The sequence below is a fragment of the Streptomyces sp. NPDC006487 genome (assembly GCF_042870555.1).
Lineage (GTDB): Bacteria > Actinomycetota > Actinomycetes > Streptomycetales > Streptomycetaceae > Streptomyces.
The window spans coordinates 216,410-230,477 of record NZ_JBIAHN010000015.1; the positions used below are offsets into that span (position 1 = coordinate 216,410).

General features: G+C 73.3%; 11 protein-coding genes. 4 read left to right on the plus strand and 7 right to left on the minus strand.

Translation table 11 applies throughout. The annotated features are described in order from the left end of the window. Positions 1-16: 16 nt before the first annotated feature. From ACFYM0_RS26920 to ACFYM0_RS26945, 6 genes are all read right to left on the minus strand, one after another. Entirely contained in the window at positions 17-772 is a 756-nt protein-coding gene (locus ACFYM0_RS26920; RefSeq protein WP_388505781.1) for an SDR family oxidoreductase, read from the minus strand. Between the two features lie 10 nt (positions 773-782). Next, positions 783-1,580 (minus strand): SURF1 family protein, encoded by a 798-nt coding sequence (locus tag ACFYM0_RS26925; RefSeq protein ID WP_388505783.1) that lies wholly within the window; start codon positions 1,578-1,580, stop codon positions 783-785. 104 nt (positions 1,581-1,684) lie between these two features. Continuing rightward, positions 1,685-1,918: a hypothetical protein gene (locus ACFYM0_RS26930; RefSeq protein WP_112453882.1), complete on the minus strand. Its 234-nt coding sequence runs from the start codon at positions 1,916-1,918 to the stop codon at positions 1,685-1,687. Between the two features lie 106 nt (positions 1,919-2,024). Next, positions 2,025-3,011, minus strand: coding sequence for a DEDDh family exonuclease (locus tag ACFYM0_RS26935; protein ID WP_388505785.1), 987 nt, complete (start codon positions 3,009-3,011; stop codon positions 2,025-2,027). A gap of 49 nt (positions 3,012-3,060) precedes the next feature. Beyond that, a complete protein-coding gene (locus ACFYM0_RS26940) occupies positions 3,061-5,658 on the minus strand; it encodes an MXAN_6230/SCO0854 family RING domain-containing protein (RefSeq protein ID WP_388505862.1) in 2,598 nt (865 codons plus the stop codon). A 183-nt stretch (positions 5,659-5,841) separates the two neighbouring features. Then, positions 5,842-6,465: a TetR/AcrR family transcriptional regulator gene (locus ACFYM0_RS26945; RefSeq protein ID WP_388505787.1), complete on the minus strand. Its 624-nt coding sequence runs from the start codon at positions 6,463-6,465 to the stop codon at positions 5,842-5,844. A gap of 140 nt (positions 6,466-6,605) precedes the next feature. Between ACFYM0_RS26945 and ACFYM0_RS26950 the strand changes: the two genes are divergently transcribed. Genes ACFYM0_RS26950 through ACFYM0_RS26965 form a run of 4 tightly spaced genes read left to right on the plus strand, consistent with a single transcriptional unit; the run spans position 6,606 to position 10,824 of the window. After that, on the plus strand, positions 6,606-7,403 hold the full coding sequence (locus tag ACFYM0_RS26950) for an acetoacetate decarboxylase family protein (protein ID WP_327252068.1): 798 nt from the start codon (positions 6,606-6,608) through the stop codon (positions 7,401-7,403). Continuing rightward, positions 7,403-8,287, plus strand: coding sequence for an SDR family NAD(P)-dependent oxidoreductase (locus ACFYM0_RS26955; protein WP_274552546.1), 885 nt, complete (start codon positions 7,403-7,405; stop codon positions 8,285-8,287). The genes ACFYM0_RS26950 and ACFYM0_RS26955 overlap by 1 nt, the downstream gene beginning before the upstream one ends. Before the next feature lie 12 nt (positions 8,288-8,299). Continuing rightward, entirely contained in the window at positions 8,300-9,586 is a 1,287-nt protein-coding gene (locus tag ACFYM0_RS26960) for an amidohydrolase family protein (RefSeq protein ID WP_388505789.1), read from the plus strand. After that, positions 9,583-10,824 carry an amidohydrolase family protein gene (locus ACFYM0_RS26965; RefSeq protein WP_388505791.1) on the plus strand — a complete coding sequence of 414 codons (1,242 nt, stop codon included), beginning with the start codon at positions 9,583-9,585 and terminating at the stop codon, positions 10,822-10,824. The genes ACFYM0_RS26960 and ACFYM0_RS26965 overlap by 4 nt, the downstream gene beginning before the upstream one ends. 89 nt (positions 10,825-10,913) lie before the next feature. Here ACFYM0_RS26965 and ACFYM0_RS26970 read toward each other — a convergent pair whose 3' ends face one another. Further along, the gene (locus ACFYM0_RS26970; protein ID WP_388505792.1) at positions 10,914-13,985 is read right to left on the minus strand and encodes an NACHT domain-containing protein; all 3,072 of its coding nucleotides are present in this window, start codon (positions 13,983-13,985) and stop codon (positions 10,914-10,916) included. Between the last annotated feature and the right edge of the window lie 83 nt (positions 13,986-14,068).

Below are 14,068 nucleotides of genomic sequence, written 5' to 3' on the forward strand. Positions count from 1 at the left end.
AGCCGTGGCGGACGGCTCAGAAGCCGTGCCGGGAGCCGCCGTCCACCGGGAGCATGAGCCCGGTCAGGTAGGAGGCCGCCGGGGACAGCAGGAACGCCGCCGAGCGGCCGAACTCCTCCGGGGTGCCGTACCGCCGCAGCGGGATCCCCGCCTCGTTGCGGGCGCGGGCGAGCTCCGCGTCCCCGGACAGGGCGTCGAGCTCGCGGACCCGGTCGGTGTCGATGCGGGCGGGCAGCAGGCCGACCACCCGGATGCCGCGCGGGCCCAGCTCCACGGAGAGGGACTTCGCGAAGCCGGCCAGGCCGGGGCGCAGGCCGTTGGAGATGGTGAGTCCCGGGATCGGCTCGTGCACGGAGCCCGACAGGACGAAGCCGATGACCCCGCCGTCGGAGAGCTCGGCGGCCGCCGCCCGCGCGAGGCGGACCGCGCCGAGGAAGACCGAATCGAAGGCCGCCGTCCACTGCTCGTCGGTGTTGTCCGCCGCCGAACCGGGCGCCGGGCCGCCGACGCTGATGAGGATGCCGTCGAGGCGGCCGAAGTGCTCCCGGGCCGCGGCGACGAGCCGGGAGGCGGCCTCGGGGTCGGAGTTGTCGGCGGCCACGCCGACCGCGTTGGGCCCCAGCGCCTTGGCGGCGGCCTCGGCGCGCCCCGCGTCCCGGCCGGTCAGCACGACCTTGGCGCCGTCGGCGGTCAGTTCGCGGGCGGAGGCGTAGCCGAGGCCCCTGGTGGCGCCGGTGACGACGTAGACACGGTCCTTCAGTCCAAGATCCATGCCCGACACGCTACGCGGTCGCCACGGGCTCCCGCTCGGCAGCGGCGGTCCCGGCGGCGGCCGCCGCCTCGCGGTCGCGCTTCTCGCGCCGTACGAGCACGATCCAGCCCACCGGCACCGCGAAGGTGAACAGCCACCACTGGATGGCGTACGCCATGTGCGGGCCGATCGAGTCGTGATCGGGCTCGGCGACCACCTCGGGCTTGCCGTCGGCCGGGACCGGGGCGGTGAGTTCCAGGTAGCCGCCGAGGACGGGCTTGCCCAGGTTCTTCGCCTGCTGGGCGCTGTTGATCAGCATCACCTGGCGGTCCGGCAGGCCCTTGCGGTCCTTGATGCCGCTGCCGCCGCTGGTCTCGTCGGCCTTCAGCCGCCCGGTGACCGTGACCTCGCCGGTGGGCGGGGCCGGCACCGGCGGGTAGGCGCGCGGGTCGTCGCCGCCCGCGACCCAGCCGCGGTTGACGAGCACGACCCGGCCGTCGGCCAGGACCAGCGGGGTGAGGACGTGGAAGCCCACCTTGTCGTCGTTGTCGGTGCGCATGCGCACGACGACCTCGTGCGCGGAGTCGTACGTACCGGTGGCGGTCACGGCCCGCCAGTAGTCGGCGCGCGGGACCACGTGGCCGGGGGATGTGACCTCGGTCATGGGGACCGGCTTCGCCCGCAGGTTCGCGTCGATCAGCTGGTTCTGCGCGACACGGTGCTCATGACGGTGGAACTGCCAGAACCCCAGCTTGATCATCGCTGGGATCAGGGCGAGGCCGATGAGGGTGAGGCACACCCACTGCCGGGTCAGCACAAAGCGGTACACGCCCACGACGGTACCCCCAGCGGCGAGGACCCCGGCGGCCGGGTGGCCGTCCGGGGTCGTGGCGGAGGGGGAGTGGGGGGAAGCCGGGGAGGACGGGACGGGAGTCAGACGCGGTCGGTGATGCCCACCTTCCCCTCCGCGCGGGCGCAGTGCCCTCCGCAGAACCACTGTCCCTCGACCTCGACGCCCTGCCCGATGATCTGGACGCGGCAGTGCTCGCAGATGGGCGCCATGCGGTGAATGGCGCAGGAGAAGCAGTCGAAGACGTGCACAGCACCCTGTGCGTGGACTTCGAAGGACATGCCGTAATCGTTCCCGCAGACTTCGCAACGTGCCATGCGCGGCATGCTGCGCAGGGCGGCCCGCCGGAACAAGATCCACCGGGGTGAGTCGCCGAGCGTGCACCCGGCCGGCCCAACGGGCGGCCCCCGAACGTCCCCGCGGTCAGTCCCCCGCCGGAGCCACGTCCCGCAGCAGCTGGGTGAAGGCCGCCTCGTCGACGACTGGGGTCCCGTAGGACTTCGCCTTCACCGTCTTGGAGGTCGAGGAGTCCGGGTCGTTCGTCACGAGCAGGCTCGTGAGCCGGGACAGGCTCGTCGCGACGTGCAGGCCCGCCTCCACCGCGCGGTCCTCCAGCAGCTCCCGGTCCACCGAGGTGTCACCGGAGAACGCGATCCGCATGCCCTGCTTCAGCGGGGTGCCGTCCGCCCACCGCCCCGGGTTCGGGTACGGGCACGGCGGCCGCTTGCGCGAGGCCCGCCAACCGGACCCGGCATTCCCGCCCGCCCCGTACGAGGCCTGGTACCCGACGCGCGGCGTGGCGGGGGTGTCCGACCACTCCGTCAGCGGCCGGCATTCCAGCAGGGGTAGCCGTACGTTGTCCCGCGCGGCCGCGTGCAGGGACGGGCGGAACGCCTCCGCCAGGACCCGGGCGTCGTCGAGCGCGTGGTGGGCGCGCTGCTGGACCACGCCGAAGTGCGCGGCGAGCGACTCCAGCTTGTGGTTGGGCAGCGGGAGGTTCAGTTCCTTCGACAGGGCGATGGTGCACAGCCGCTGGCGCACCGGGGCGGTGGCCTCGGCCCGCGCGTACTCACGGGCGATCATCTGCCAGTCGAAGATCGCGTTGTGCGCCACCAGCACCCGGTCGGCGAGCCGGCCCGCGAACTCCTCGGCGATGTCCTTGAAGAGCGGCGCGTCCTGGAGCATGTCGCTGGTCAGACCGTGGATCCACACGGGCCCGGGGTCCCGGAGCGGGTTGACCAGCGTGTACCAGTGGTCCTCGACGTTGCCCTGAGCGTCGAGCCGGTAGACGGCGGCGGAGATTATCCGGTCGTCGCGAGCGAGCCCGGTGGTCTCCACGTCGACGACCGCGTACCCCTGTGGGTACGCGGTCGGCCACATCGTCTCTGCGGTCGTACGGTCGGCGAGCATGGTCACAGAGGATATCGGCCCGCGCCGACACTCGAAGCCCTACGGCCTGTCAGCCCAGCTCCGCCACGAGGTCCCCGGCCGTCACCCGGGCGAAGGACCCGGGCACTTCGGCCGGCCCGGGGAAGAGCCGGTAGGCCGTCCCCGAACCGCCTTCCGGTGCCACGCTCGCGCAGGTCAGCGCCAGGAACGCACGCTTCCCGGCGGCCAGTTCGGCGGCCTCCGCGTCCGCGTCCGCGCCGGGACGGCGCTCCTCGGGCGGCTCCAGGGCGGCGATCCGCGCGGCGAATCCGGCCGGTTCCTCACCGGCCGCGGCCCGATACAGCCACACCTCGCCGGTGGCCGAACTCTCGGTGGCCCGCCGGATCACGGCCACCTCCCGGGTGCGGGCCGCGGCCCGCCACACCGCGAGGTCCCACAGGGTCGTACGGGACCCGGAGGCGAAGTGCGCCCACACGTCCGAGGCCACGGCCGCGAGCCGGTCGCCGTGCGAGGCGACGCTCTGGAAGCCGCCCGACGGGGGCAGGTGGACGTCCGCCCACAGCGCCCGCCGTGCCGCCAGGTCCACGACCATCGGCATGCAGGCCCGCGAGGCGCCGCTCAGGTCGAATCGCTGGCGGACCGTGCGCGGATCGTACGAGGAGTCGCGCGGGCCGTCCGCCGGCAGGGTCATGAACCCGGCGAAGGCGTCCTCCAGCTCCTCGAACGGCACGTTGTTGAAGCTGAACACCAGTGGGACCGCGTACGCGTCCCCCTGATGGGCGAGCTGCGCCAGGTCCAGGTCCACGTACTCGGTGGCCCCCTCAGGAGCCGGCGCCGAGGTGAGGTCGCCCGAGTGCACGGCGGCCCGGCCCGCCCCGTACACCAGACGGGTGTAGTCGCACAGGCCCGTGAACTTCCAGCCGGCGTCGAAGAAGGCCACCGACAGGTCCAGGTCGGTCACCTGGTCGGAGGGCTCGGTCCAGTGCAGGAACAGCCGCAGCACCTCGCCTCCGGGCAGCGCCATGACGCTGCCCCGGGGGACCGAGACCAGCGACTTCGCGGAGGAGCGCTCCCCGAAGGGCACGGGCAGCTCCGCGAGCCCGGAGTCCAGGACGGCCAGCTCGTACGGGTCCCCCTCGGCCCGGGCGAAGCGGCGCTGCACCTCCGCCTCCAGCATGGCCACGGCCGCCCGGGCGAGCGGTGCGGGCAGCGGCGGGCGGTCCTCCGTCACGGACTGGGCCCGGGTGACCCGGCCCTTCGGGAAGAACACGCGCCGGGAGCCGGTCCGGTCCGTGGAGCGCACCCGCAGGGCTCCGAGCGCCGACAGCAGCGGGCCCGCGCCGACGGCGGGAAGCCCGTGTGCCAGCGCCTTCGCCAGCTCCGGCACCAGGACGTCGCCGGCGTGCAGGCGCAGCAGGTGGTCGAGGCGGCGCACGAGTTCACCCGGGCGCTCGGCGGCGGTCGCGGCGGCGGCCGCCGGGTCCCCCTCGGCCAGGGCCCGTTCCATGCGCCCGGCCCAGGTCACGGGCAGGATCCGGTCGCCGTCCACGCGTACGGCGTCCGGATGCGCGGCGGCGGTCTCCCGCAGGGCCGAGCCCAGGGCGCCGGACAGGACGGTGCCCCGCAGCGCGGCGAAGGCCAGGGCGGCCCGCGGGTGGCGGGCGTGCCCCTCGAAGGGGTGCAGGGTCTCGGCCGCCCGCTTCCAGGCGGTCGGATGCCGCAGCAGGTCCTCGACGAGGTACGCCGTGGGCAACGCGTCGAGCACGCCGAGCAGTTCGCGGCGCAGTGGCCGGGACAGGGACCGCAAGCGCGACGCCGGCGGCAGCTCCGCGTCCCCGCCGGACAGCGCGCCGAGGAGCCGCAGCACGTCGGTGGCGGTGGTCAGCCGCCCGGCGAGCCGTGGCCGTACGGCCTCGTGCGTGGCGGGGCCGCTGAGCAGGGCGGCCAGGACCAGCGCCTTGGTCTCCCGTACGGGGATCTCCCCGGGGAGCCAATCGAGTCCGGCCGGGGCCAGCCGGACCAGCAGGTGCAGGTCTTCGCGGTCCTCCGGGGAGAGGGGGGTCGGCCGGGCGAGCAGCGAGGCCAGCAGCCGGGCCGAGTCCGCCGCCGGGTCGGTGCCGAGCCGGAGCAGCCGCAGCGGCCCGGGCGGGTTCCCGGCCTTGGCCTTGCCGGCCTTCCCGGGCGCGTGGTCCTCCGTGCGCAGGAAGGGGTCGGCCGGGTCGACGCGGCGGTGGCAGACCGGGCAGCCGGTGTAGTCGGCGCCGTCCCAGCAGGAGCGGCAGACCAGATGGGCGCACGGCGAGACCGGGTGCACGGAGCCGGTCTCGGCACAGAGCACGCACGGCTGGCCGGGCTCCTGGAGCAGCAGCGAGAAGACGCGGTCGACGTACCAGCGCTCGGTGTCGCGGGGGATGGAGAAGGGGAAGCGGCGGAAGAGCGGCCTGTGCACCCGGTCGGAGCCCATGAGCTCGTCCACGAGTGCCAGCAGGCGCGAGCGTTCGACGGCGAGATCGGTCGGCGCGAGCACGGCCAGGGCGGCGTACAGCTCCCGGCTCATGGCGTGGCCGCGTTCCAGCAGCTCGCCCTCCAGGGGGCGGACCCCTTCGGTGCCGGGCGAGGCGGCGGCCGGCGGCTGGTCGACGTAGACGGTCCGGAGCCGGCGCAGCATGAGCGAGTCGACGGGGCGGATGGCAGGCACGGTCGGCACGGTTGTGGGGTTCCCTCCGCAAATGAAAACGGGGGCGGAGAGTGGGCGCGCGGGTTCTTTGCAAAAGGAGGAGAAGGATGCACGCCGGGGAGCCGCCCCCGTACGCCCGATCCCATCACGGAGGGCCGTGAGGCGGCAAACCGATTACCTGCCGGGCGTGAGCAGGGCCTGTACCAGCGCCCGTACGGACACCAGGAACAGCCGTTCCGGATCCACCGGCCGGGCCAGCGCGCGGGCCAGCGGCGGGTCGTGCGGGGCGTCGGCCGGATCCCAGAGCTCGCTCTCGGCGGGGGACTGGGCGGGGGAGCGTTCGCGATTGCGCTCGACCAGGACGAAGCCGATGATCTGGAACTGGATCGCGCGCACCGCATCCGCGGCCCGGCTCCCGCGCAGGCCGGCCGCGTGCACCTCGTGGACCAGGGCCTGCTGGGCGGGCAGGAACATCCGGTCGGTGAGGCCGCGCTCGTGGACCATCGCGATCAGGTGCGGGCGCTCGCGCAGCTCGCGGCGCAGGGTCCGGGCGACCGAGGCGATGCGGTCGCCGGGGTTGCGGCCGACCGGCCGGATGGCTCCCACTTCCTCCACGGTCCGCTCCACGAGGGCGTCGAGCAGTGATTCGCGGTTGCCGACGTGCCAGTAGATGGAGGTCACCGCGGTGCCCAGCTCGGCGGCGAGCTTGCGCATGGTGAGGGCGGCCGGGCCGTGCTGTTTGACCAGGGACGCGGCGGCGTCCAGTACCTCCGCGCGGGTCAGCGTGGTTCTGGCCATCGTGTCCGTCCAACTTTCTGTCGATCCGTCAGATCGGTTACGTGCAAGGGTCTTTACCCTTCATCGGTCCCGGTGTAACTGTGTTACAGAACCAGCTGCGTCAGAACCGACTGCGTCCCAGACGAAGGATGGTGCGATAGATGGCACGCGTACGGTACGGAGCGCGCACCGAGGCCGAGATCGCCGCTTCGCGCGAGAAGAGTTCCAAGCTCCCCGACATCTGGTCCACCGGTGTGGTGGCCGTCTGGGAGACCGACCCGGACGTGGTGGCGGCGGTCCTCCCGCCGCCGCTGAAGCCCACTGAGCGGCCCCTGGTGCGGGCCAACATCAGCAAGGTGGACCTGCCCGGCTACCCGCTCGGCGCCGGCTCGGTGGCCGTCGCCGCCCAGCACGACGGGGTCGAGGGCTGGTACCCGCTGGTCATGCCGATGAGCATGGAGCGCGCCCTGATCGGGGGCCGCGAGGTCTTCGGCGAGCCGAAGAAGCTCGGCGAGATCACCGTCGAGCGCGAGGGCCTGGTCGTCCGGGCCTCCCTCGCCCGGCACGGGATCGCCTTCGTGGAGGTGCGCGGGGCGGTGGACCGCGTGCTGCCGCTGCCGGAGCCCACCGTGAAGACCGACTTCTACTTCAAGTTCCTCCCCGCGGTGGACGGTTCGGGATTCGACGCCGATCCGGTACTGGTGCACTGCACCCGCAACGAGAAGGTCCGCAAGCTGGAGCACGTCACCGGCGACGTGGTGCTCCGCGAGTCGATGTTCGACCCGGTGGCCGACCTTCCCGTACGCCGCCTCGTCGAGCTCACCATCGGCGAGAAGACCACCGACCAGCGGGGCAGGGTCGTCGAGCGGGTCAGCGCCCAGGCCCTGCTCCCGTACATCCACCAGCGCTACGACGACCCGATGCAGATCCTCGACGGACCGCCCGAGGGGAGCGTCTGATGCGACTCGAACCGGGACAGGTGGCCGTGGTCACCGGGGCCGCGAGCGGCATCGGCCTCGCCATGGCCCGCCGCTTCGCCGCCGAGGGGCTGAAGGTGGTCCTCGCCGACGTGGAGGAGGGCGCCCTGCGCAAGGCCGCCGACGAGCTCGCCGCCGACGGCGCCGAGGTCCTCGCCAAGATCGTCGACGTCAGCGACCGGGACTCCGTGATCTCCCTCGCGGACGCCGCGTACGAGACCTTCGGCGCCGTGCACGTGCTCTGCAACAACGCGGGCGTCGGCTCCGGAGCCGAGGGCCGCATGTGGGAGCACGAGCCCAACGACTGGAAATGGGCCTTCTCCGTCAACGTCTGGGGTGTCTTCCACGGCATCCAGGCCTTCGTCCCCCGCATGATCGCGGCCGGCGGCCCTGGCCACATCGTCAACACCTCCTCCGGAGACGGCGGCATCGCCCCGCTGCCCACCGCCTCCGTCTACGCGGTCACCAAGGCGGCCGTGGTCACCATGACCGAGTCGCTCTACGCCCACCTCAAGGCGGAGGGGGCGGCCATCGGCGCCTCCGTGCTCTTCCCCGGACCGCACATGCTGCGCACCGGCCTGTGGGAGTCGCACCGCAACCGGCCCGACCGGTACGCCAAGGAGCGCCCGCGCAAGTCCCCGTACCGCAGTCTCGACCAGTACGAGGCCGCCATGAAGCAGGCCGGCCACGAGGTGAACTTCACCCCGGTCGAAGACGTCGCGGACCACGTCGTGGACGGCATCCGCGCCGACCGCTTCTGGATGCTGCCCGACAGCGAGCACAGCGACCGGCAGATCCGCGCCCGGTCGCAGTCGATGCTCGACCGCGCCAACCCCGCCTACCTGGAAAGTTTCATCCTCGACTGAGGAGCCTCAATCGTGAGTGCGTACGAAGACCCGTACCTGATCATCTCCTCCGACTGCCACGCCGGGCTGCCCACCGAGCAGTACCGCCCTTACCTGGACCGTGCCTTCCACCCGCAGTTCGACGAGTTCCTCGGCGAGCGCGACGCCCGCCGCGCCGAGGCCACCAAGCTGGGCGTGCGCAACGAGGCCTTCGCCGAGAAGTGGTTCCACGACCACGAGGAGGGCCTCAAGGGCGGCTGGGACGTCACGCAGCGGCTGAAGGAACTCGACGGCGACGGCGTGGCCGCCGAAGTCGTCTTCCCGGACGCCGACGCGGTGGACAGCCAGACCGCCGCCCCCTTCGGGGTGGGCCTCGGCCTCTCCGGCGACCAGGACCCCGAGCTCGGCATGGCCGGCGCCCAGGCGCACAACCGGTGGCTGGCCGAGTTCGTGTCGGAGAACCCCGAACGGCACTGCGGGGTCGCCCTGCTGCCCATCACCGGCGAACCGGACAAGGTCGTCGCCGAGGTATACCGGGCCAAGGCATCCGGGCTCGGCGCCCTGATGATCCCGGCGATGTGGGTGGACAAGGCCCCGTACCACGACCGCCGTTACGACCCGGTGTGGGCGGCGGCGGCCGAGACGCAGATGCCGATCGTCACCCACTCGGGATCCTCACCGCGCCACGAGTACGGGGACCACCTGGGCATCTTCGTCTCCGAGGTCACCTGGTGGCCGGCCCGCCCGCTGTGGTTCCTGCTCTGGTCCGGGGTCTTCGAGCGGCACCCGGGGTTGAAGTTCGGCGTCGCCGAGTCGGGCTGCTGGTGGCTGCCGAACCAGCTCTGGTTCATGGACCGGCTCTACCTCGGCGCGCACGGCGGCAAGAAGCTGTCGCCGTTCGAGGAGCTGAAACGGCCGCCGAGCGAGTACCTGGACCGGCAGGTGTTCATCTGCGCCACCAACACCAAACGGCGCGAGCTGGCCCAGCGCTACGAGATCGGCGTGGACAACATCCTGTGGGGCTCGGACTTCCCGCACCCCGAGGGGACCTGGCCCAACACCCGGAACTGGCTGAAGAACACCTTCCACGACATCCCCGTCGAGGAGACCCGCCGGATGCTGGGCCTGGCCGCGGCCGACGTCTTCGGCTTCGACACCGAGAAGCTGGCGCCGATCGCCCGCCGCATCGGCCCCACCCCCGCCGAGCTCGGCCAGAGCGCGGACCAGGCGGCCGTCGAAGCGTCCTGGTCGCGCTCGCGCGACGTGGGCCGGCACTGGCTGACCGACAACGACTTCCCGGTCCTGGGGGTGAACTCGTGAGCTCCGAGACACCGGCCACCGGGGAGGACCGCTACACGGTCATCTCGGCCGACTGCCACGCGGGCGCCGACCTGCTGGACTACAAGCCGTACCTGGAGAAGCGCCACCACGAGGAGTTCGACGCCTGGGCCTCGACCTACGTCAACCCGTACGAGGACCTCCTCGCGGACACGGCCGACCGCAACTGGAACTCGGCCCGGCGCCTGGCCGAGCTCGAAGCCGACGGGATCGTCGCGGAGGTGCTCTTCCCGAACACCATCCCGCCGTTCTTCCCCAAGGCCTCGCTGATGGCCCAGCCCCCGACGGCGGCCGAGTACGAGATGCGCTGGGCCGGACTCCAGGCCCACAACCGGTGGCTGGCGGACTTCTGCGCGGACGCGCCGGGGCGCCGGGCGGGCGTGGTCCAGATCCTGCTGAACGACGTGGACGCGGCGGTCGCCGAGATCCGCCGCACCCGCAGCGCGGGCCTGACCGGCGGCATCCTGCTGCCCGGAGTCCCGCCCGGCTCCACCGTCCCCGAGCTCTACTCGCAGGTCTACGACCCGATCTGGGCCGTCTGCGACGAGCTGGACGTCCCGGTCAACCACCACGGGGGCTCCGCCTCGCCGCCGCTGGGCGACGAGCCTGCGGCGCGGGCCGTCTTCATGGTGGAGACCACCTGGTTCTCCCACCGGGCCCTGTGGCACCTCATCTTCGGCGGGGCCTTCCGCCGCAACCCCGGGCTGAAACTGGTCCTGACGGAGCAGGGCTCCGGCTGGATCCCGGGCGTGATCGAGATGCTGGACTACTACCACGGCCGCCTGGTCGCGGCCTCGGCCACCGCCGAGGCCAAGTTCGGGGCCGGTCTGGCGGAGTCCATGGGCAAGGGGCCCAGCGAGGTCTGGCGGGAGAACTGCTTCGTCGGAGCGAGCTTCATGCGCCCCCACGAGGTCCCGCTGCGGGACCGGATCGGCCTGGACAAGATCATGTGGGGCAGCGACTACCCCCACGACGAGGGCACCACGCCCTACTCCCGGGAGGGCCTGCGCATCGCCTACGCGGGCCTGCCCCGTGAGGAGGTCGCCGCCATGGTCGGCGGCAACGCCGCCCGGGTGTACGGCTTCGACCTCGCCCTCCTCGACGCGGTGGCCGCCAAGCACGGCCCCCTCGTCTCGGAGATCGCACAGCCCCTGACGGAGGTCCCGGCGGGCGCCACCAGCCCGGCCTTCGCCCGCGGGGGCTCGGTCAGGGTCTGGTGACGGGGAGCGCACGAACGCCCCGTAGCGCCTCCGCGGCCGCCTGACCCGGCGATCCCGGCGGCCCCGGCACCCCACCCCGCCGGAGCGGTTCAGTCCCTGCGGACGAGCCGCTCCGGCGGGATCAGCTCCGCCCCGGTGACGTGCGTGCCCCGGCGCAGCTCGATCACGAGCTCCTCCAAGGGGGCGAGCGGCGACAGGTCCACGGTCCCCAGGCATTCGCTCAGCACCAGCCGGCGCAGCGCCGGGACATCGCGCAGCGCCTCCAGGGTGCCCTCCAGCGCGCACCGGATCAGCACGAGGCGGCCGAGGCGTTCGTACGGCAGGAGCGCCCCCGCCGAAATGGGCGCGGCGTGCCGGATCTGCAGGGCGGTCAGGCCCCTGAGCGGCAGCGAGCGCACCAGCTGCCGGTACTGGCTGCTCCCGGCGACCGTCAGCTTCTCCACCCGCGGCCAGCGCTCGATCCCGTCGAGGGTCATCCGGCGGGCGCCCTGCCACAGGTGCAGCGCGGTCAGCGAGTCCGCGGCCGGGACGTCCCCGATCCGCCGCTGCTCCGGTTCGAAACCGATGACCAGCGAGCGCAGGCCGGCCGCCCCCGCCAGCGGTGCGAGCGAGAGGTCGTCGCGCAGGTAGCCGAAGGCGAGGCTGTCGGCCCGCAGTTCGGACACCACCTCGATCCCGGTGACCTTCGGGCAGTCCAGGACGCCCAGGTGTCGCAGCTCCGTCCGCCCGGCCAGCGGCGACAGGTCGGCGAGGCGCGCGTTGCGGTGCAGGATCAGCGACTCCAGGTCCCGCCGCCCGGTGATCTCCCTCGGCACCGGCCCGTCCCACGTGACGTGCAGCCGGCGGACGTGCGGGAGCCGGTCCAGGGCCCGCAGCTGTCCGGCGGTGCGCACGTGCAGGTGGGCCGCGCGCATGGGGGCGTCGGCGAGCACCGTGTCCACGTAGGCGTCCACGGGGAACCGCCCCCAGGCGTCGGACAGTTCGCGCCCCACCTCGTAGCGGTCGTCGGTCCGGAAACCCGCGATGACCTGGAGGGCCCGGTCGCCGCCGACCAGGGCCGCGGTACGGATCGTCGCGGCGGCCTCCTCCTCGGTGAGCCCGGCCGGCTCCGGCAGCAGCTCCAGGACCAGCTCGCCCGCCTTGGCCAGCTCCCCGGCCTGGCTCGGGGAGCGCGGCGGCAGCAGCCGGGCCGTACGGGCCTCCACCTCGCGCCAGACCTCCGGGTCCAGCTCCGGCGCGTGCTCCAGACAGGCGGCCGCGAGCAGTACCAGGCGGCTGCGGTCGGCTTCGACCTGGTCGGCGCGGTGCAGCAACTGCCGCAGCAGTGCGGCGCGTTCGTCGGGGCGGGCGTGGCCCACGGCCATCCGGACCACGTTGTCCCAGGTGTCCTCGTGGGCATTGCGCACCAGGACGCCGAAGTCCCGTGCCTCCACGGCCGCCTTGGCGCCGAGGTAGTCCTGGAAGGTGCGGTGGACGAACAGCACCGAGCCCGGCACCGGCTCCCGGAGCAGCCCGCTGCGGATCAGCAGGTGCCGGAACACGGTCTGCGCGCTGCCCTGCGCCTTGACCTGCGGCATGGCGTCGAGCGATTCGGCGATCATCCTGATCGCCTCCTCGGCGGAGGCCTCCACCTGCCCGTTGCGGATCAGCCAGTACGCGAGCCGCTGGAGCAGCAGGGTCTGTTCGTCCCGGCTGAGGTAGACGCCCTCGACACCGGAGATGTCCCGCTCGCTGTCGCGGCGGATCAGGAGCATGTCCAGCGCCGCGTCGTAGAGCTCCTTGCGGGCCCGGGGCAGGTGCATCCTGCGGTCCCGGTTCAGGGCGCAGAGCAGGGCGCACATCAGCGGGTTCGTCGCGAGCCGGCCCAGGTCCCGGCGGGTGGCGACGGCCTGCAGGAGTGCCTTCTCGTACCGGTCGAGCAGCTCGCGCTCCCGCTCCATGCCGGAGCCCTCGCCGTCGGCTTCGGCGCGGGCGGAGTCGTGCCAGTGCGTGATGAAGGCGCCGACGTCGTCGCGTTCCATCGGCAGCAGGGCGAGCGAGGAGAAGCCCTGGGCGGTGAGCCAGTCCTCCGGCACGGCCGAGGGGCGGGTGGTGACCACGAAACGGGCCGCCGGATACGCGGTGAGCAGCTCCCGGAGCCAGGACTCGGTCCGGCTGCGCAACCGCGGCGGCACCTCGTCGACCCCGTCGACCAGGACCAGCGCCCGACCGGCGGAGAGGAGCCGCTCGACCCAGCCCTCCGGGGCCGTCAGCGGGACCCCGGTCGCGGTCAGCCAGTCCCCGGGCCGCGGGAGCCCGGCGGGGGAGTTGAAGGAGCGCAGCGGCAGGACGAAGGGGACCAGGGTGTTCCAGTCGCGCAGCTGGGGCCCGAAACTGCTGCGGGCGGCGTTCAGGGCCAGCCACTGGACGAGGGTGCTCTTGCCCGAGCCGGCCGGGCCGCGCAGCAGGACCCGCTCCGCGGAGTTCAGGGCCACCTCGGCCTTGACCGGGGTCTGCGGGCCGGGTTCCTCCAGGAGCTGCGCGCCGCTGACGGCGAGGCTGATGTAGGCGAGGTCCAGGGGCCAGTCGCGGCGGTCCTGGCTGAAGGTCAGCCCGAACAGCTGGACCCGCGCCTGGGCCCGGGCCACGTGGTGCGCGTACTCCTCCTCGAACCGTGCCGCCCGGTCGTCGGCGCTCCCGTTTCCCGCACCCCCGTTTCCCGCACCCCCGCTTCCCGAGTTCCCGTTTCCCGTGGTCCCGCTCCTGCCCGCCGGGTCCTGCGGGCCGCTCCTGCCCGCCGCGCGGCACAGGGCGAACAGCTCCCGGTAGGCGGCCGCCGCCGCACGGCTCAGGGAGGCGTCGCCCGGGGGGTCGTCCGCGGGCCCCGGGCCGGGGTCCGCCGCGAAGAGGGCCCGGGCCTCCCTCGGGCCCAGGGCGGCGAACACCTCGCCGACGGCGGTCACCGCCGCCAGCCGGTCGGGCTCCGACAGTTCCGTGCGTTCCGCGACCGCCCCGGCCAGCCGGCCCGCCAGCTCGTGCGCGAGGCGCCGTACCGCGGGATCGCCCGCCTTCGCCGGCCTGAGCCGGCGCGCCGGCCCCGGCCGGGACTTCGCCAGGGCCAGCGCCACCGCCTCGGCCGCCCTTAAGGCCGCGGCCCCGAAACCCGCACCTGAGTCCGTCATCCCCATGTCCTCCCCCTGCCCGGACACCCTCACCCGGAAGCATCTCGTGAACCGTCGGTAACACCGATGGATACCGATCGGTA